At 37.9% G+C, this 17,864-nt stretch carries 32 protein-coding genes; 30 read left to right on the top strand and 2 right to left on the bottom strand.

Features of this window, described 5'->3' with window-relative positions; translation table 11 throughout:
- From T529_RS0107850 to T529_RS0107830, 5 genes are all read left to right on the top strand, one after another.
- The coding region (locus T529_RS0107850) for an RNA-guided endonuclease TnpB family protein (protein WP_033163070.1) at positions 1–497 on the top strand (497 nt) is incomplete at its 5' end.
- A 195-nt stretch (positions 498–692) separates the two neighbouring features.
- Complete coding sequence (locus T529_RS0107845; protein WP_033163067.1) at positions 693–1,184, top strand: phosphatase PAP2 family protein; 492 nt, start codon at positions 693–695, stop codon at positions 1,182–1,184.
- Positions 1,185–1,195: 11 nt separating this feature from the next.
- A complete protein-coding gene (locus T529_RS0107840) occupies positions 1,196–1,789 on the top strand; it encodes a hypothetical protein (protein ID WP_033163066.1) in 594 nt (197 codons plus the stop codon).
- An 83-nt stretch (positions 1,790–1,872) separates the two neighbouring features.
- Positions 1,873–2,934, top strand: a complete 1,062-nt coding sequence (locus T529_RS0107835; protein ID WP_033163065.1) for a hypothetical protein — start codon at positions 1,873–1,875, stop codon at positions 2,932–2,934.
- Positions 2,935–2,972: 38 nt separating this feature from the next.
- Complete coding sequence (locus T529_RS0107830) at positions 2,973–3,581, top strand: hypothetical protein (protein WP_033163064.1); 609 nt, start codon at positions 2,973–2,975, stop codon at positions 3,579–3,581.
- Between the two features lie 16 nt (positions 3,582–3,597).
- Here T529_RS0107830 and T529_RS0107825 read toward each other — a convergent pair whose 3' ends face one another.
- On the bottom strand, positions 3,598–4,398 hold the full coding sequence (locus tag T529_RS0107825; protein ID WP_033163063.1) for a hypothetical protein: 801 nt from the start codon (positions 4,396–4,398) through the stop codon (positions 3,598–3,600).
- A 98-nt stretch (positions 4,399–4,496) separates the two neighbouring features.
- Between T529_RS0107825 and T529_RS0107820 the strand changes: the two genes are divergently transcribed.
- The 7 genes from T529_RS0107820 to T529_RS0107790 all read left to right on the top strand — a co-directional run bounded on the left by T529_RS0107820 (position 4,497) and on the right by T529_RS0107790 (position 9,053).
- A complete protein-coding gene (locus T529_RS0107820) occupies positions 4,497–5,042 on the top strand; it encodes an alpha/beta family hydrolase (protein ID WP_033163062.1) in 546 nt (181 codons plus the stop codon).
- Positions 5,043–5,068: 26 nt separating this feature from the next.
- Positions 5,069–5,896, top strand: coding sequence for a MurR/RpiR family transcriptional regulator (locus T529_RS0107815; protein WP_033163061.1), 828 nt, complete (start codon positions 5,069–5,071; stop codon positions 5,894–5,896).
- Between the two features lie 14 nt (positions 5,897–5,910).
- Positions 5,911–6,753: a fumarate hydratase gene (locus tag T529_RS0107810; protein WP_033163060.1), complete on the top strand. Its 843-nt coding sequence runs from the start codon at positions 5,911–5,913 to the stop codon at positions 6,751–6,753.
- The gene (locus T529_RS0107805; RefSeq protein WP_033163059.1) at positions 6,750–7,310 is read left to right on the top strand and encodes a Fe-S-containing hydro-lyase; all 561 of its coding nucleotides are present in this window, start codon (positions 6,750–6,752) and stop codon (positions 7,308–7,310) included. Before T529_RS0107810 ends, T529_RS0107805 begins: the two co-directional genes overlap by 4 nt.
- The gene (locus T529_RS0107800) at positions 7,294–8,136 is read left to right on the top strand and encodes a MurR/RpiR family transcriptional regulator (protein WP_033163058.1); all 843 of its coding nucleotides are present in this window, start codon (positions 7,294–7,296) and stop codon (positions 8,134–8,136) included. Before T529_RS0107805 ends, T529_RS0107800 begins: the two co-directional genes overlap by 17 nt.
- Before the next feature lie 71 nt (positions 8,137–8,207).
- Positions 8,208–8,480, top strand: a complete 273-nt coding sequence (locus T529_RS0107795) for an HU family DNA-binding protein (protein WP_033163057.1) — start codon at positions 8,208–8,210, stop codon at positions 8,478–8,480.
- A 57-nt stretch (positions 8,481–8,537) separates the two neighbouring features.
- On the top strand, positions 8,538–9,053 hold the full coding sequence (locus T529_RS0107790; RefSeq protein ID WP_033163056.1) for a flavodoxin domain-containing protein: 516 nt from the start codon (positions 8,538–8,540) through the stop codon (positions 9,051–9,053).
- Between the two features lie 8 nt (positions 9,054–9,061).
- Here T529_RS0107790 and pduL read toward each other — a convergent pair whose 3' ends face one another.
- A complete protein-coding gene (pduL, locus tag T529_RS0107785) occupies positions 9,062–9,625 on the bottom strand; it encodes a phosphate propanoyltransferase (RefSeq protein WP_033163055.1) in 564 nt (187 codons plus the stop codon).
- A 354-nt stretch (positions 9,626–9,979) separates the two neighbouring features.
- Between pduL and rpsJ the strand changes: the two genes are divergently transcribed.
- From rpsJ to rplR, 18 genes are read left to right on the top strand one after another with little or no spacing between them, the layout of a single operon-like run.
- Positions 9,980–10,288: a 30S ribosomal protein S10 gene (gene rpsJ, locus T529_RS0107780; protein WP_033163054.1), complete on the top strand. Its 309-nt coding sequence runs from the start codon at positions 9,980–9,982 to the stop codon at positions 10,286–10,288.
- Between the two features lie 21 nt (positions 10,289–10,309).
- Entirely contained in the window at positions 10,310–10,993 is a 684-nt protein-coding gene (gene rplC, locus T529_RS0107775; RefSeq protein ID WP_033163053.1) for a 50S ribosomal protein L3, read from the top strand.
- Between the two features lie 23 nt (positions 10,994–11,016).
- A complete protein-coding gene (gene rplD, locus T529_RS0107770; protein ID WP_033163052.1) occupies positions 11,017–11,643 on the top strand; it encodes a 50S ribosomal protein L4 in 627 nt (208 codons plus the stop codon).
- Complete coding sequence (rplW, locus tag T529_RS0107765; RefSeq protein ID WP_033163051.1) at positions 11,643–11,939, top strand: 50S ribosomal protein L23; 297 nt, start codon at positions 11,643–11,645, stop codon at positions 11,937–11,939. The genes rplD and rplW overlap by 1 nt, the downstream gene beginning before the upstream one ends.
- A 49-nt stretch (positions 11,940–11,988) precedes the next feature.
- Positions 11,989–12,822: a 50S ribosomal protein L2 gene (gene rplB / locus T529_RS0107760; protein WP_033163050.1), complete on the top strand. Its 834-nt coding sequence runs from the start codon at positions 11,989–11,991 to the stop codon at positions 12,820–12,822.
- Positions 12,823–12,834: 12 nt separating this feature from the next.
- A complete protein-coding gene (gene rpsS, locus T529_RS0107755; protein ID WP_033163049.1) occupies positions 12,835–13,110 on the top strand; it encodes a 30S ribosomal protein S19 in 276 nt (91 codons plus the stop codon).
- 11 nt (positions 13,111–13,121) lie between these two features.
- Positions 13,122–13,454 carry a 50S ribosomal protein L22 gene (gene rplV, locus T529_RS0107750; protein ID WP_033163048.1) on the top strand — a complete coding sequence of 111 codons (333 nt, stop codon included), beginning with the start codon at positions 13,122–13,124 and terminating at the stop codon, positions 13,452–13,454.
- A 17-nt stretch (positions 13,455–13,471) separates the two neighbouring features.
- Positions 13,472–14,125, top strand: a complete 654-nt coding sequence (gene rpsC / locus T529_RS0107745; protein ID WP_033163047.1) for a 30S ribosomal protein S3 — start codon at positions 13,472–13,474, stop codon at positions 14,123–14,125.
- Between the two features lie 3 nt (positions 14,126–14,128).
- Positions 14,129–14,539 carry a 50S ribosomal protein L16 gene (rplP, locus tag T529_RS0107740; RefSeq protein ID WP_033163046.1) on the top strand — a complete coding sequence of 137 codons (411 nt, stop codon included), beginning with the start codon at positions 14,129–14,131 and terminating at the stop codon, positions 14,537–14,539.
- A gap of 3 nt (positions 14,540–14,542) precedes the next feature.
- The gene (gene rpmC / locus T529_RS0107735; protein WP_033163045.1) at positions 14,543–14,737 is read left to right on the top strand and encodes a 50S ribosomal protein L29; all 195 of its coding nucleotides are present in this window, start codon (positions 14,543–14,545) and stop codon (positions 14,735–14,737) included.
- Positions 14,738–14,745: 8 nt separating this feature from the next.
- Positions 14,746–15,009 (top strand): 30S ribosomal protein S17, encoded by a 264-nt coding sequence (gene rpsQ, locus T529_RS0107730; protein WP_033163044.1) that lies wholly within the window; start codon positions 14,746–14,748, stop codon positions 15,007–15,009.
- Positions 15,010–15,030: 21 nt separating this feature from the next.
- The gene (gene rplN, locus T529_RS0107725) at positions 15,031–15,399 is read left to right on the top strand and encodes a 50S ribosomal protein L14 (protein WP_033163043.1); all 369 of its coding nucleotides are present in this window, start codon (positions 15,031–15,033) and stop codon (positions 15,397–15,399) included.
- A 14-nt stretch (positions 15,400–15,413) separates the two neighbouring features.
- Positions 15,414–15,734, top strand: coding sequence for a 50S ribosomal protein L24 (rplX, locus tag T529_RS0107720; RefSeq protein WP_033163042.1), 321 nt, complete (start codon positions 15,414–15,416; stop codon positions 15,732–15,734).
- A gap of 11 nt (positions 15,735–15,745) precedes the next feature.
- A complete protein-coding gene (rplE, locus tag T529_RS0107715) occupies positions 15,746–16,285 on the top strand; it encodes a 50S ribosomal protein L5 (protein WP_033163041.1) in 540 nt (179 codons plus the stop codon).
- Between the two features lie 13 nt (positions 16,286–16,298).
- Positions 16,299–16,484: a type Z 30S ribosomal protein S14 gene (locus T529_RS0107710; protein WP_033163040.1), complete on the top strand. Its 186-nt coding sequence runs from the start codon at positions 16,299–16,301 to the stop codon at positions 16,482–16,484.
- 26 nt (positions 16,485–16,510) lie between these two features.
- Positions 16,511–16,906 (top strand): 30S ribosomal protein S8, encoded by a 396-nt coding sequence (rpsH, locus tag T529_RS0107705; RefSeq protein ID WP_033163039.1) that lies wholly within the window; start codon positions 16,511–16,513, stop codon positions 16,904–16,906.
- A 30-nt stretch (positions 16,907–16,936) separates the two neighbouring features.
- On the top strand, positions 16,937–17,482 hold the full coding sequence (gene rplF, locus T529_RS0107700) for a 50S ribosomal protein L6 (RefSeq protein ID WP_033163038.1): 546 nt from the start codon (positions 16,937–16,939) through the stop codon (positions 17,480–17,482).
- Positions 17,483–17,507: 25 nt separating this feature from the next.
- Positions 17,508–17,864 (top strand): 50S ribosomal protein L18, encoded by a 357-nt coding sequence (gene rplR, locus T529_RS0107695; RefSeq protein ID WP_033163037.1) that lies wholly within the window; start codon positions 17,508–17,510, stop codon positions 17,862–17,864.

Raw genomic sequence — 17,864 nt, 5'->3', positions numbered from 1 at the left:
ATCTAGAGAAGTCCATGCGTAAGCTCGTCAGAGAACAGCGCAGGCTTTCCCGTAAGCAAAAAGGATCTAATAATCGTAATAAACAGCGTGTTAAGGTAGCTAAGGTCCATGAAAAGATAACGAATCAGCGTAACGATTTCCTTCAAAAACAGTCAACGATGCTTATTAGCGAAAACCAAACTATCTGTATCGAAGACCTGAATGTAAAAGGAATGATTCGTAATCATAAACTTGCACAGCACATAGCAAGCTGCTCATGGTCTAAGTTCTTTGCAATGCTTGAATACAAGGCTGCATGGTACGGAAATGACATAATCAAAGTACCTACCATGTATCCAAGCAGTCAGACATGCAGTTGCTGTGGGTATAAGAACCCGCTTGTAAAGAATCTCTCTATCAGAGAATGGGAATGTCCTAATTGTCACGCAAAGCACAGTAGAGACACCAACGTAAGCATAAACATCTTAAACAAAGGGTTGTCACTGTCAGTATCCTGACATATATAAAATACCGTAGGGCATACGGGAATTTACGCTTGTGGACACTGTGTAAGACGAGCCAACAAGGTAACTTGTTAGGAACGCAGTAGTGGTTGAAGCAAGAATCCCACGACTTTAGTCGTGTGGAGTGTCAAATGTTGGCTTGCTATAATGCAAGGTGATAAAAGTATTATTTAAAGAAGAGATAGAATTATGAAAGATTATCAGACATTTTATCAAAAAATCAGTAAACCATTTCTAAAAAAGAGTTATCAGCAAGCACTTTATTATACAAATAAGGTGCTGACAATGATTATGTATATTGCATATCCTGCTTTGCTGATCTATCTTTTTTATACGCATAGTGTAATGCTTGTTAAAACCATTCTCATTCCTGCAATATCATTTCTGCTTCTCTCCCTCGTTCGCCATTACATCAATAGTCCGCGACCCTATGAGAAATATTCCATAAAACCATTGATTCATAAAGATACGAAAGGGCATTCGATGCCTAGCCGTCATGTTTTTTCATCGGCCATTATTGCAATGTGTTTTATTCATCAGAATAGCTTGTTAGGTGGGCTTTTGCTTTTGATCACGTTGATAGAAGCTTATATAAGAGTGGTGGGTGGTGTTCATTTTGTTAAGGATGTTGTTGTTGGTTTATTGATTGGCATTGGCTGTGGGTTGCTTTTGTGGATTTAGAGGAGAAAATTATGAGTAAGACAAGTGAACGTATAGTTTATCTGATGAATGAGAATCATTATGATCTTGATGAACTGAGTATGCGTGCCGGAATGAGAAAAAGTGCTTTAGAAGCTATTTTACAAGATCAAAAGCCACTCTTACATGAGGATGCTGTTGATTTAAGTCGCTATCTTGGCGCTGATGCAAGCTATCTTGAGGGAACTGAAAAAGCCTATTATCTTGCCCATCGTCCTATTAAGGCAATCTATAAAAATGATGAATTATCAACAATTGATATTCATGAACAATTATTAATACCGGGATATTTAGAAGTAAATGACTTCGAATGCATTATTTATGAAAGTACGGATAATGAATGGGGAAACCATTTGCAACAAGTCCTTCTTGTTACAAAGCAAGGTGGCGATGGCAACTATCTTGTTGAGATTGATGGAAAAGTCAAGGAAGCAAGCTGCCTCAGCAATCAAATGTATCGCCATCACCAGGTAATCGATCACTATCATGTTCTTTACAAAATAGAAGCGTTCAGCTTAAATCTTGAAGATTTATTAAGAAAGCTGACAAGTGATATTAAAGAAGGAAAACTTGAATTCACGTTATAGCGTGAATTTTTTTGCTTTCAATTGTTTTAGTATAATAAGCGTTTTCATTGTTTTATAATGGGACTTAGAAGGAAGTGAGAAATATGAATATGCAAGAAATATATAAAGGCTTAGAAAATGATCCAACGCATCACTCCTACTACAGCATTCTTTCAGCCATTCCATATGACCCAGAAAAGATTGCAGCGATGGATGAAAAGGATTATCGCCATTTACTTGCTTCTTTACATGATTTAGCAAGCCATTCAATTGGGCGGCTGTTAAGACGCATTGAGGAAGAGCCAGTTGTTATAGAAGAGGGGAGCTATGATAAAAAACTGCTTCTTGCTTTGCGTAAGAGTATAGAAGCACTAAGTGGTGAATCTTATCGTAATGTCATCAGTGTGGATAACTATATGGATCAGCTTGTTATCCTGTTTGATGTATTTGATGTGCTATATTTCTATCGCGAACAGCCTTTTATGGATATGAAAGAAGTTGCAATGGATATTTCAACTTGTATTCAAATTCTTATTAATGAATTAGATGGATATGATTTTAGTGGTAATGAAGAGAAACTTGTCATTATTTATGGCTTATCAGCTATCTTATGCTACTGGCGTGATAGTTTGGTGAATAAGACGTTGGATAATCGACTTGCCAACCAGCTTAAAACAATGCTGAATACGCTTAATAATCGCTTTAATATTATTGATCACTATGAGACATTAACCGCAATGGCACTCTATCATATTGCTCATAATACTCAGGAACTGATGAGTGCAGTCAGCTATGTTGATTCTTTGTTTGATCATAAGTCACCTAAGAAACTGATGAATTTCTTGCATGATTTCTATGGGGAAAGGATTAAGGTGGATATTGGTGTAGTTGATTGTTATGAATTCAATGTCACTAATAGTAGTGAACTGTTTAATAAACAGAAAATTATCAAGGTGATTAAAGAAATCAAGAAATATTATCATGCCAAAGCCTCACCCAAAGAAATCGTTGTTCGTCTTGTCAAAGACTGGAGTGATGATGATACGTTAAGAGAAGCAGAAATTAGAGAAATCTCCTTCTTAGAAGATTCCATGAGCTGTCAAGAGAAGATTATTCGCAAGAATGGTGATGTTAGCTTATCTGTTTTAAAACTCAATAATCACTAAAGAGGAAATCTTGTGTATAATGATGATAGGTGATTGAAATGAACAATAAAGAACGTTTTCTTTCTATCTATAAAGATAAAATTACGCGCTCGGGCAGTGAAAAGCTCTTGCATTTTCTTGAAGAAAAAAGTGATTTCTTTACTGCTCCCGCATCAACAAAATTTCATGGTTCATATCAAGGTGGCTTAGTTGAACATAGTTTACAAGTCTATGATTGTCTAGTGGACTATTTAGAACGTCGTCGTGTCAAGGATGTCTATGAGCTTTCCTACAGTGATGAAACAATCGCGATTGTGAGCTTGCTGCATGATCTTTGTAAGTGTGATGTCTATAAGACCCAGATGCGCAATAAGAAGATTGATGGACAATGGCAACAAGTACCAACCTATGTATTTGATGACATGCTGCCCTATGGCCATGGCGAAAAGAGTGTCTATATGATTTCAGGCTATATGCGTTTAACACGTGAAGAAGCATTTGCGATTCGCTATCATATGGGCTTTTCATCAAGTGAACCAGCCAGTCAGGTTGGGAAGGCATTCGAATTGTTCCCACTTGCTTTCGCATTATCAACAGCGGATATGGAAGCAACCTATTTCTTAGAACAAATAAAGAAAAATAGTTCAATGAAAAACACTCCCGAATAATTTCGAGAGTGTTTTTTTAAGAAATATGAATGTCTTTAAAATAAGGCTTTAATGTCATTTCGGAACGCAGATAGCCAATCTTGCCGCCATCTTCTAATTCATAGTAAGCGGCATGATCAGTTATATAAATACGTTTAACTATGACATCTTGATTTGCGACAATCTTAAAGGATATTTCATTGGCGAGCTTATCATCTTTATTAAGACCTGGGATGCCTTTATTGGCAATAAGTGATGTATTAGCGATATGATGCGTTGTTTGTGGATTTGTGATGTAATTGATTGTCGAGAACTGTGACTGGCGCTTGAAACTTGTGCCATTGTAGTTGAAGGTCATAGGGACGCTAATGACATCAAGGTGAGGATCTTTGATATACATTTCTACCGCAATTTTATTTCCTTTAACCCGGATGTCTTTGAAATAGCCGCTGCCAATCTGATAGTTTGCTGAACTGATGGCACGATGTAGTCCGCCATCAAGCAAGCTATAAATCTCACTTACGCCAGTATATGTGCCTTCCTTAAGCGTTAGGGCAATCATTTTTGTACCACTTCCTAAGCCAATCAGTCTAGCTTCCACATCTTTATAAGGATAGAGATATTTGGCATTCTTTCCATTGATGGAAAGAATTGTTTTATTGTCATCATGTTTGATAGTAATCGTATCTTTCTTGTTATCCTGATCAAGATCATAATGATATGTTTGATTGAATTGTAGGACTTCATTGATATTCTTTTCATTATTTTTTATTTTGTGATTACAACCTACTAATATCATGCTTGCCACAAGAACAAGGGATAATTGTTTGAATTTCATATAAACCTCCAAGCGTTAAGTCTTGTCATTTCAAGTATATGCTTAATTTTCTAAGGCTTCAACAGAATTTATGATATCATTTTATTGAGGTGATGAAGATGGTAAAAAAAGCAGTATTGTTGCCAGGGGTAGGGTATAATTGCGACAAACCATTGCTTTATTACTCTGGGAAAGTTTTAACTAGCCAGGGCTTTGAGGTTATTAAGATCAATTATGACTTACCTCAACTTGATATTAAGAATCATCATGAATTGCGGATGAAACTTTTTGAAGAAGCTTATCGCCAAAGCAGTGAAGAACTTTCAAATGCAAGGCTGAATGAAGCTGATGAGCTTATTTTTGTGGGGAAATCAATTGGCTGTTATGTGGCTTGTTTGCTTCATCAGCGACAATATACGCATTCTCGCTTAGTACTATTAACCCCTTTAATAGAAACTTTTGATTTATCGCCTGATGGAGCTTTGGTCATAAGTGGGCTAGAGGATCCATGGGCTGATGCAAAGGCAATAAAAAAACGTGCAAAAGACAACAACAATCAGATGATCTTTCTTCATGGCAATCATTCCCTGGAAGTCAGGGGGGATTATCAAGGGAATTTAAGAAGGGTAAGGGAAGTACTGGATGCGTTAACACTTTTTGTGTGATATACTATAAATATTAGGAGAAGCTTATGAAGAATTTATTTTATCGATTAATTATTTTCTTGGATACGGCAAGTGAAGAAGATACAAACTATAATATCGCACTTTTTATGGCTAATAACTTCTATCGTATTTCTTCTATGCGCATAAATGAACTGGCTGATGCATGCTTTGTTTCACCAGCAACCATATCACGATTTTGTAAAAGTCTTGGCTATGAAAACTTTGCCCACTTGAAGCAAGAATGCCATAGCTTCCATTCTAATGACAAGAAGTTCAATAACCTGATCAATGTGAACTTGAATACGATGGCAAAAGATCCTCGTGAAGCAAGCCATATTTATGTTGGCCAGATTATTGAAACATTAGAGACAATGGAAGAGACATTGGATTGGCATGTCATCGATCAGGTTCTAAAGCTCATCCATGACCATCAGAATATCGTATTCTTTGGCACTCAGTTTTCGAATTCGGCAGCTGTACACTTACAGACGGATTTACTGATGCTTGAAAAGTTTACTGTAGCTTATATGGATAGTGAACGTCAGAAGGAAAGAGCGAAGGAAATGGGTAAGGATGATATTGCAATCATTATTTCAGTTAATGGGAATTATCTCTATAGTGGCTATAAAACATTGCAGTATTTAAAGAAGAGTGGCTGTAAGATTGTCTTAATCACTTGCAGTGATCGTGATTGCCTGCATATTCCTGTTGATTACTACATCAAGCTATCAAATCTCAAGGATGGCAAGAGTGGCAAGCATGCTTTGTTGACAGCTATCGAACTGATGAGTTTACGCTATTATACATTATATTATCCTTCTAGCCTTAATGATTTAATGGGCCACATGTATTAAAGGAGTGGGTGTTTATGAAAGAGATTATGGCAAGCAAGATTACACAGGCAGTTGCCAAAATGTGTAAACAGGCAAATTACCAGTTACCAAATGATATCAAAGATTGTTTATATGACGCCTATGAGCAGGAGCAATATCCTATTGCTAAAAAGACTCTAGGTATACTTAAGGAAAATTTAGAACTTGCCTATAGTACCCAGCGTCCAATTTGTCAGGATACGGGGATGGCCTGTGTTTTTGTAGAAATAGGACAAGATGTCCATGTTATCGGTAATCTTAGCGATGCGATTAATGATGGTGTCCGTCAAGGCTATCAGGAAGGCTATTTGCGTAAGTCAATTGTCCGTGATCCGGTACTTGATCGCGTGAATACCAATGACAATACACCAGCTAATATTCATTATGATATTGTTGCTGGTGATAAGCTAAAGATTACCGTTGCACCAAAGGGGTTTGGTTCGGAAAACATGAGTAGAATCAAAATGATGAAACCAAGCGATGGAATTGAAGGTGTCAAAGATTTTGTTTTAGAGACCGTTAGAGAGGCTGGTCCTAATCCTTGTCCACCAGTAGTTATCGGTGTAGGCATTGGTGGGAGTTTTGATACGGTTGGCTTGCTGGCAAAAAAAGCGATGCTTAAAAATGCGCATGAGCATCATCCAGACAAGCGCTATTGTGCGATTGAAAAGGAGTTGCTGGAAAGGGTGAATGAATTAGGCATTGGTCCAGCTGGCTTTGGCGGACATACAACGGCACTTGCCTTACATATTCAAACTGCCCCAACACATATTGCTGGAATGCCTGTTGCTGTTGCCATTTGCTGTCATGTGGCACGTAAAATGGAGGTTGAATTATGATTGAACTCACAACACCCTTTACAAAAGAAAAAGCAAGAATGCTTAAAGCCGGTGATCAGGTATTGCTCTCTGGGGTTATCTATACAGGGCGTGATGCAGCACATAAGCGTCTTGTTGATGCTCTTGAACATAACTTGCCATTACCATTTGATCCAATGGATGCAATCATCTATTTTGTTGGACCCGCGCCAGCAGCACCTGGTGAAATTATAGGCAGCTGTGGACCAACAACAAGCTATCGTATGGATGCCTATTCGCCAAAACTTCTATCAGTTGGCCTTAGAGGTATGATTGGTAAAGGAAAACGCAATGATGAAGTCGTTGAGGCAATGAAAGAATATGATGGCGTTTATTTTGGCGCGATTGGCGGTGCTGGGGCCTTGATGGCGCATTGCGTAAAAGAAGTGGAAGTCATTGCTTATGAAGATCTTGGCACTGAAGCAATCCGTCGTCTTGTTGTCAAAGATATGCCACTCACCGTTGTGATTGATTCAAAAGGCCGTGATTTATATAAGATAGGGAAGGAGAAGTATTTACACTATGCGCATGAAGACTGAAGTAAGAGATTATAATGAAGTTGATATTCTCTATACACTCATGACTTATATCAATGTGTCAGGTGTTGAAGATATGCATTATGTTATCGCTCATACAGTTCTGACAAATTTAGAACGCATTCCTTCTATTTCAATCAACGATCTTGCTGACCTCTGTTTCACTTCACCAGCAACAATCTCACGCTTTTGCAAGGACGTGAACTGTAAAAACTTTGCTTCTTTCAAGAAGGAATTAGCCATAGCCTTAAAGATTGCCAGTGATGAAATTCACTTAGAAAAAAAGTCCCTTCAAGCTATCAATGAAGATCCCCAGGAACTGATTTCAAAAATCTATCAGGATACAAAGCTTTCACTTCTTGAGGGAGAACAGAATGTTAAGATTGAAGATGTTGACCGAATCTGTCAATATATTCATGATGCCAAGAATGTTCATATGATGGGTTATCAGTTCTCGAAGATTGTATGCACGGACTTTCAGCTTAAGATGTTAAAACTTAAGAAATTTGTTTATGCTTTTGTGAATCGTGGTGGTGAAATTCAGAAGCTTTATACTATTAAAGAGGATGACTTGGTTATTATTGTCACGGTTGGTGCACGTGAAGAATTGATGGATGCTCTTGTCAAGAAGATTAAGGAACGTAATGCGAGAATACTAATGCTGACGATGAATCATAGTTATAAGAATCCTAACGTTGACTGCTACTATTATCTTGATGGTTATGAGTCGGACTATACGCAATCATCGATTATGGGCTCGATTGATATGATGAGCTTCTTGAATTGTATATATGTGCGTTATGGTCTTCTCTATGATAATAATAAGTAGATATTGTCATGGTATTGGTGCAATGATATAATGTAGGTAAAGAATTTTTTAATAAGAAATGGAGAATTGAAATGAAAAAATCTGATTTAGTTGCGAAAATTGCAGAAAAAGCAGACATCACAAAAACAGATGCAGATGCAGCCTTAGTAGCACTTGCTGAAGTTGTAAGCGAAGGATTAAAAGCTGATGAAAAAATCGCTATTCCTGGTCTTGGTACATTTGCGGTTAAGGAAAGAGCAGCAAGAACTGGTAGAAACCCACATACTGGTGAAACGATTGAAATTGCCGCTGCTAAAGTTCCATCATTTAAAGTATCTAAGACTTTAAAAGATGCGATGAAATAATGATTTAAGAACAGTATGTGATGCTGTTCTTTTATTATAGACAGGGGGGGAGTAAAAATGATTGTTATCTTGTATCATAGTCGTCATGGTTCGACAGCCAAGATTGCACGAGTGATTAATTCTTATTTGGAAGGGAAGGCTTATCTTATGGATTTAGAAGCAATCGAATATGAAAAGCTTGATTGTGCAACAACCATTGTTCTTGGCATGCCAATCTATAACGGTAAGCTGGACGAAGAGATGGTTAGCTTTATTAAGCGCAATCAGCCATTGCTGATTCCTCGTCATTATTCAATATATATTGTTGGCTTACAAGCGAGTGAGTTTATGAATTTTGTCAGTGCTGAGTTTGATTATCAGCTGTTGAAGGACGTTAAGGTCATTGCTGGGCTAGGGGGAGCCCTCTATTTTCCTAAACTGTCCTTAGCTGAGCGATTAAGTCTTTCGGTCTTTAATAAGCGCTACCCAATCATTCCTAAAGCTCATGATAATACGATTTATGAAAACTTTAATAACGAAGAAATAGAAATATTTGCAAAAAAAATAGCCCATCTTGAAGCTACTTCAAGATAGGCATTTTTTTATTTAATGATTTCGCCTTCCTTAGGGGCACCGGCAGCATTTGATTCATCAGTATCAATATGCATTGCTAAGGCATATTTGTCTGAAACACGGCAGACAACATCGCCGAATGTTAACGAACGATCAGCTGTTTCAACTTTAACTGAAACAATCTGACCATTCTCGACACCAAAGTGCTGTGCATCTTCAGTTGAGAAGTGAATATGACGCTTGGCGATGATTACGCCTTTTTCAATTGTGATTTCACCCTTAGGCCCCTTAAGAACACATCCTGGTGTTCCTTCTAAATCACCTGATTCACGAACCGGTGCCTTGAAGCCAAGTGTTCTTGCATCAGTAGCAGCTAATTCTACTTGACTTTCTTTTCTTACAGGACCAAGCACACGCATTGTTGCTTCGTTTCTTGGACCGACAACTGTAACCTTTTCTTCCGCAGCATACTGACCAGGCTGAGAAAGATCTTTGAACTTGGTAAGTTCATAGCCATCGCCAAATAATGCCTCTAAGTCAGCTTGTGACAAATGAATATGTTTTGCTGAAGTTTCAACTAATATTTTTTCCATACATAACCTCCATAATTATTACAACTGTAGTGTACACCTCTTTTTATCATTTGAAAAGGTTTTCATTTTTTCACAAGCCAAAGGAAAGATAGCACATGCAAAAGACTGGAAACACCAATGAACGTGGACATAATATCTACATGAATCGTAAAAAGCAAAAAAAGAGAGCTATAGTCGTGAAAAAAAGTTAAAAAAACACTTGCAATAGGGGTTTGATTTATGTATTATAAGCGTGTTGTGAAACGCAGGGATGTGCGAGGTTGCTGAAACGCTGACAGCCGTTGTCATGAACGGAAGAGCCTTCAGGGAATTCGTGCTGAGCGTTGTCTAACAAATAGACAAGGAGGAATAATCATGGCAAACAACAAAATCAGAATCAGATTAAAATCATTCGATCACAAGATTTTAGATGATTCAGCAGTAAAGATTGTAGAAGCAGCAAAGAAGAGTGGAGCACAGGTCGTTGGACCAGTACCTCTTCCAACTGAAAAGGAAATCTACACAATCTTAAGAGCGGTTCATAAGTATAAAGATTCTCGTGAACAGTTCGAAATCCGTACTCACAAACGTCTTATCGACGTAGTGAACCCAACACCTGAAACAGTAGACGTATTAACACGTTTAAGTTTACCATCAGGCGTTGATATTGAAATTAAGTTATAAGAAAGGTAAAAGGTGTAACTCATGAAAGGAATCTTAGGTCGTAAGATCGGTATGACTCAGGTTTTCACAACTGACGGTAAGTTAATCCCAGTTACTGTTGTAGAAGCAACTCCTAACGTAGTTCTTCAGAAAAAGACAACTGAAACTGATGGTTACAATGCAATCCAGGTTGGTTTTGAAGACAAGAGAGAAAAATTAGCAAACAAGCCAGAAATGGGACATGTTGCTAAAGCTAACACAGCTCCTAAGCGCTTCATCAGAGAATTTCGTTTTGACGAAATGATGAGTTATGAAGTTGGCCAGGAGATCGCAGTAGACACTTTCACAGCAGGTGAAGTTGTAGATGTCACTGGTACAAGTAAAGGTAAAGGCTACGCTGGTACTATCAAGCGTTTTGGTCATTCTAGAGGCCCTATGGGTCATGGTGCTGGTCCAGTTCATAGACATGCTGGTTCTATGGGTCCAATCGCGCCAAACAGAATTGCTCCAGGTAAAAAATTACCAGGACATATGGGTGCTGCAACAAGAACAGTTCAGAACTTGGAAATTGTTGCTGTTTACCCAGAAAAGAATGTATTATTAATCTCTGGTTCTGTTCCAGGACCAAAGAAGGGCTTAGTTGTTGTTAAGTCAGCAGTTAAAGCTAATGGTAAAGTAAATGAAGCAGCAGACTTAGTTTCTTATGAAGCTAAAGAAGCTGAATAATGAAGCGGAAGGAGGAAAAACTAATGTTAAATGTTGCATTATTTAACCAGAATGGTGAAAAGATCAATGATCTTGAATTAAATGAAAATGTGTTCGGTATCGAACCAAATAACCAGGCAATCTTTGATATGGTCTTACTGCAGAGAGCTTCATTAAGACAGGGAACTCATCAGGTAAAGAATAGATCTGCTGTTCGTGGCGGTGGTAAGAAGCCTTACAGACAGAAAGGTACTGGTAGAGCTCGTCAGGGTTCAACAAGAGCACCTCAGTTTGTTGGAGGTGGCGTTGTATTTGGCCCTACAACAAAGAGAAACTACAAATTCAAATTAAACAAAAAAGTTGGTAAGTTAGCATTAAGATCTGCATTATCTCAGAAGGTTATTGATTCTGAATTAACTGCAATCGATAATATTGCTTTCGATGCACCAAAGACTAAGTCAATGGTTGCTGTATTAAAAGCATTCAACGAACCAAGAAAGACATTATTAGTTGTTGATGAATTTGATCAGAACGTTGTACTTTCAGCTAACAATATCCCTAACTTAAAGGTTATTGAAGCAAAGGGTATTAATGTTTATGACATTCTTAACTGCACAAACTTAATGATGACTGAGAAAGCTATCAAGACTGTAGAGGAGGCTCTTGCATAATGGCACATATTACTGATGTTTTAAGAAGACCTGTTCTAACTGAAAAATCAATGAAGTTAATGCAGGAAGAAAATAAATATACTTTCTTCGTAGATACAAAATCAAACAAGACTGAAATCAAGCAGGCTGTTGAAGCTATGTTTGGTGTAAAAGTTACTTCAGTTAACACAATGAACGTTCATCCAAAGAAGAAGAGAGTTGGACGTTATGCTGGTAAGACTGCAGCTAAAAAGAAAGCTATCATTTCTTTAGCAGAAGGTCAGTCTATTAACTTATTTGGCGACGAAGCTGAATAAGACAATTCATTATCGGAGACTATCCGGAGAACAATAGGAGGGAAAGAAAATGGCTATTAAGACTTATAAGCCTACGACAAATGGTCGTCGTAACATGACAGCTCTTACTAAAGAAGAGTTGACTGCTACAAAGCCTGAGAAGTCATTAACTGTTGCTTTCAAGAAAAAAGGTGGCCGTAACAATCAGGGTCAGATCACTACTAGACATCATGGTGGTGGACATAAGAGAAAGTACAGAATTATTGATTTCAAGAGAAATAAAGACAATGTACCTGGTAAGGTAGCAACTATCGAATACGATCCAAACAGATCAGCAAATATCGCATTAATCCATTACTTAGATGGTGAGAAGAGATATATCTTAGCTCCTAAGGGATTAGAAGTTGGTCAGATGATCGTTTCTGGCGATACTGCTGATATCAAAGTTGGTAACGCATTACAGATGGGTAACATGCCTGATGGTACTTTAATCCACAATATTGAAATGCATCCTGGTAAGGGTGGACAGTTAGTAAGATCAGCTGGTGCTAGCGCTCAGATCTTAGGTAACGAAGGTCGTTATGTAACTGTTCGTTTATCTTCAGGTGAAGTTAGAAAATTCTTATCTGTATGTCGTGCAACAGTTGGTGTTGTTGGTAATGAAGATCATTCATTAGTTAACATCGGTAAAGCAGGACGTAACAGATGGAGAGGTATTAGACCTACTGTTCGTGGTTCTGTCATGAACCCTAATGATCACCCTCATGGTGGTGGTGAAGGTAAGACTTCAGTCGGCCGTAAAGCTCCACTTACTCCTTGGGGTAAGAAAGCTCTTGGTGTTAAGACTAGACCACACAAGAAACATTCTAACAAGATGATCGTTAGAAGAAGAAACGGTAAGTAAGGAGGATAGACAATGTCAAGAAGTTTGAAAAAAGGCCCTTTCGTCGATGAATACTTATTAAAGAAAGTTGACGCTTTAGACAAGGCTGGTAAAAAAGAAGTTATTAAGACTTGGTCAAGACGTTCTACTATTTTCCCAGCATTTATCGAACATACATTCGCTGTATACAATGGTAGAGAACATGTCCCTGTATATGTTACTGAAGACATGGTTGGTCATAAGTTAGGGGAATTCGCTCCTACAAGAACATTCAAAGGCCACACTGCTGGCGATGACAAGAAGGCCTAAGGAGGTAAAACATGGAAGCAAGAGCACAGGCTAGAAACATTCGTGTTGCCGCTCAGAAGGCTAGATTAGTCGCTGACTTAGTCAGAGGTAAAAGTGTAAATGAAGCACTTGGTATGCTTGACTATGTTAATAAGAAGGCAACACCTGCTATTCAGAAAACAATCAAATCTGCAGCCGCTAACGCAGTTGAAAACGAAGGCGCTGAACAGGATAAATTATACATTAAAGAGATCAGAGTTGACGAAGGTGTCACTTTAAAGAGATTCCGTGCAAAAGCAAAAGGTCAGGGTACTCAGATCTTAAAGAGAACTTGCCACATCACTGTTGTGGTTGAAGACAGATAATTAGGAGGAAGAAGCAAATGGGTCAGAAAGTAAGTCCAGTTGGATTACGTGTCGGCGTCAATCGTGATTGGAGTTCACGTTGGTATGCTGATAAGAAAGATTTTGCAACTTTACTTCATGAAGATATCAAGATTCGTAAGTTCTTAGAAGAAAAGTTAGCTAATGCTTATGTAGCTAAAATTGACATCGAAAGATCTAAGAAGAGAATCAACATTTTCGTACATACATCAAGACCTGGTGTAGTAATTGGAAGAAATGGCGAAGCCATTGATGCTTTAAGAAAAGAAGTTGTTAAGTTAGTAAATGACAAACAGGTTTATATCAATGTAGTTGAAATCAAGAATGCGGATACTAATGCAACATTAGTTGCTAAGAGAATCGCTGAACAGTTAGAAAACCGTGCCTCATTCAGAACAGTTCAGAAGAGAGCTATTCAGTCAGCAATGAGAGCTGGTGCTAAAGGTATCAAGACTAAAGTATCTGGCCGTCTTGGTGGCGCAGATATCGCTCGTGCAGAAGGTTACTCTGAAGGTAACGTCCCTCTACACACATTAAGAGCAGACATCGACTACGCACAGGAAGAAGCTAATACTACTTATGGTAAGCTTGGTGTAAAAGTCTGGATCTGTAAGGGAGAAATTCTTCCTGGAAAGAATAAGGAGGCTGAATAAACCATGTTAATGCCTAAGAGAACTAAATATAGAAGACCTCATAGAATTAAATATGAAGGTAAAGCAAAGGGCGGTAAGTTCGTTGCATTTGGTGAATACGGTTTACAGGCACAAGAAGGTGCTTGGATCACTTCAAGACAGATTGAAGCAGCCCGTATCGCTATGAATAGATACATGAACCGTGAAGGTCAGGTATGGATCAGAATCTTCCCTCACTTAGCTAAGACTAAGAAACCATTGGAAGTCCGTATGGGTTCTGGTAAAGGTGCTCCTGAAGAATGGGTAGCAGTAGTTAAGCAGGGTCGTATCATGTTTGAAATCGGCGGCGTTTCAGAAGAAGTTGCCAGAGAAGCTTTAAGACTTGCATCTCATAAGTTACCTATCAAGTGCAAGATCGTTAAGAGAGGTGAGTAACTCATGAAAGTACAGGATTTAAGAGAATTAGAAACTGCAGAACTTAACAACAAAGTTGAAGAGTTCAAAAAAGAGTTATTTGGCTTAAGATTCCAGCAGGCAACTGGTCAGTTAGAAAATACTGCTAGAATTAAAGAAGTCAGAAAATCAATCGCAAAGATTAAGACAGTTATTAGAGAAAGAGAATTAAATAAATAGGAGAGATTATGGAAAGAAATAATCGTAAGGTTTATACTGGAACAGTTGTCTCTACTAAAATGGATAAGACTATAACTGTTCTTGTTGAAACTCATGTTAAACATAAATTATACGGTAAGCGTATGAAATCATCTAAGAAGTTCCATGCTCATGATGAAAATAACGAAGCTCGTGTTGGTGATGTTGTAACAATCATGGGTACAAGACCTTTATCTAAAACAAAACGTTTCCGTTTAGTAGAAGTTGTAAAGAAAGCAGACGTAATTGAGTAATTTCGAAAGGAGGCCAACTAAATGATCCAGAACGAAAGTAGAATGAAAGTTGCCGATAACTCAGGAGCTCGTGAAGTCTTAGTTATCAGAAACTTAGGTGGTTCAAATAGAAAAACAAGCAACATTGGTGATGTTGTTGTAGCTACAGTAAAACAGGCCATTCCTGGCGGTAGCGTTAAGAAGGGTGAAGTTGTTAAAGCGGTTATCGTAAGAACTAAATATGGTGTAAACAGACCTAATGGTTCATATATCAGATTCGATGACAATGCTTGTGTAATTATCAAGGATGATAATACACCAAAGGGAACACGTATCTTTGGCCCTGTTGCAAGAGAGTTAAGAGATCACGATTTCATGAAGATCGTATCATTAGCTCCTGAAGTATTATAGGAGGAAAAGAAACGATGAAATTACGCGTAGGTGATACAGTCATTGTTATCGCAGGTAGCGAAAAGGGCAAGACTGGTAAAATCTTAAAGATCAACCACAAAACAAACCGTATTATCGTTGAAGATGTCAATAAAGTAACAAAACATGTTAAGCCTTCACAGACAGATCCTGATGGTGGCATTATCACTGTTGAAGCTGGTATTGACGTATCTAATCTTGCTTACTATGATTCAAAACTTAAGAGAGGCGTAAAGCTTGGTTATAGATTTGAAGATGGTAAGAAAGTACGTTTCAACAAAAAAACTGGTGAAACAATTAAGGAACAGAAGAGATAGGAGGCTAAATAATGAATAGATTACAGGAACGTTATAAGAACGAAATCAGTAAGAACTTAATGGAAAAGTTCGGCTATAAGTCAATTATGCAGCTTCCTAAGATGGAAAAAATCGTTATCAACATCGGTGTTGGTGATGCAACTACAAACTCTAAGTACTTAGATGAAGCTGTAGAAGAATTAACAGCAATCGCTGGTCAGGCACCAGTTGTTACTAAAGCTAAGAAATCTATCGCAGGTTTCAAGATCCGTGAAGGTCAGCCAATTGGTTGTAAAGTAACTCTTCGTGGTGAAAAAATGTATGAATTCTTAGATAAATTAGTATCAATCTCTTTACCTCGAGTAAGAGACTTTAGAGGTGTACCTAAGAACTCATTCGACGGTAGAGGTAACTATACTTTAGGTATTAAAGAACAGTTAATCTTCCCTGAAATTGATTTCGATAAGGTTAACAAGACTAGAGGTATGGATATCGTATTAGTTACTACAGCGAAGACTGACGAAGAAGGTCGTGCTTTATTAACTGAACTTGGCATGCCTTTCGCTAAGTAAGGAGGACTAAATAATGGCAAAAAAATCAATGAAAATTAAGCAGATTCGTCCTCAGAAATATGAAGTTCGTGAATATACAAGATGCGAACGTTGTGGACGTCCACACTCAGTAATGAGAAAATTCAAGCTTTGCCGTATCTGCTTCAGAGAATTAGCTTATAAGGGTGAAATTCCTGGAGTAAAGAAAGCAAGCTGGTAGTCAATATATAAAGGAGGACATGTAGAATGGTTACAGATCCAATTGCAGATATGTTAACAAGAATTCGTAATGCGAATTCAGCACGTCATGATGAAGTGTCAATTCCTTATTCTAATTTAAAGAATCAGTTAGCTAACATTCTTCTTAATGAAGGTTTCGTAGCTGACGTTAAGGTAACTGGTGACACACCAGCAACAAAGAACATTGTTGTAACTTTAAAATATAAAGGAAATGAAAGAGTCATCTCAGGTTTAAAGAGAGTATCTAAGCCTGGTTTACGTCAGTATGCTAAGTGCAATGAAATTCCTAAGGTATTAAATGGTTTAGGTATCGTTGTAATGTCTACTTCAGAAGGTCTTATGACTGGTAAAGCTGCTAAGGCTAAAGGTCTTGGCGGTGAAGTATTAGCATACATCTGGTAATTAATAAAGAAGAAAACAGGAGGTCATACGATGTCTCGTATTGGTTTAAAGACAATCACTGTACCTGCAGATGTTGAAGTTTCTATTGCTAGCGACAACACTGTTACTGTTAAAGGTCCTAAGGGAACTTTAGTTAGAGCTTTCTCTCCATTAATCACAATTAACCAGGAAGGTAACGAAATTAATTGTGTAAGAGCTAATGATCAGAAAACTACTAAACAGTTACATGGTACAACAAGAGCTTTATTAGCAAACATGATCGAAGGTGTTTCAAAGGGATTTGAAAAGAACCTTGAAATCGTCGGTATTGGTTACCGTGCTGCTATGAAAGGTAATACATTATCACTTCACATTGGTTATTCACATGAAGTTGATCTTGAAATTGAAGATGGTGTTAAGGTAGAATGCCCAACTGCAACTACAATCAAAGTTTCTGGTATTTCCAAGGAACGTGTTGGTCAGGTTGCTGCTAACATCAGAGAAGTAAGAAAACCTGAACCATATAAGGGTAAAGGTATTAAATATGTTGATGAAGTTATCATCAGAAAAGAAGGTAAGACTGCTGGTAAGAAGTAGTCTCTGATAGGAGGAAAATCGAGTCATGGCAAACAAAGAATCTCGTAATGATGTACGTTTAAGACGTCACCTCAGAGTTCGTAAGAAGATTTCTGGTACACCAGAACGCCCTCGTCTTAATGTCTTCCGTTCTAACACTAACATTTATGCTCAGGTGATTGACGATGTTAATGGTGTAACATTAGCATCTGCTTCATCACTTGACATGAAGTTAGAAAATGGCGGAAACGTAGAGGCTGCTACAAAAGTCGGTGAAGAAGTAGCTAAGCGTGCTTTAGCTAAGAATATTGAAACAGTAGTATTTGATCGTGGTGGTTATATCTATCATGGTAGAGTCAAAGCTTTAGCAGAAGCTGCTAGAGAAGCTGGCTTGAAATTCTAA

The organism is Sharpea azabuensis DSM 18934, assembly GCF_000702165.1.
GTDB lineage: Bacteria > Bacillota_I > Bacilli_A > Erysipelotrichales > Coprobacillaceae > Sharpea > Sharpea azabuensis.
This window is presented reverse-complemented; position numbering and strand designations above follow the sequence as displayed.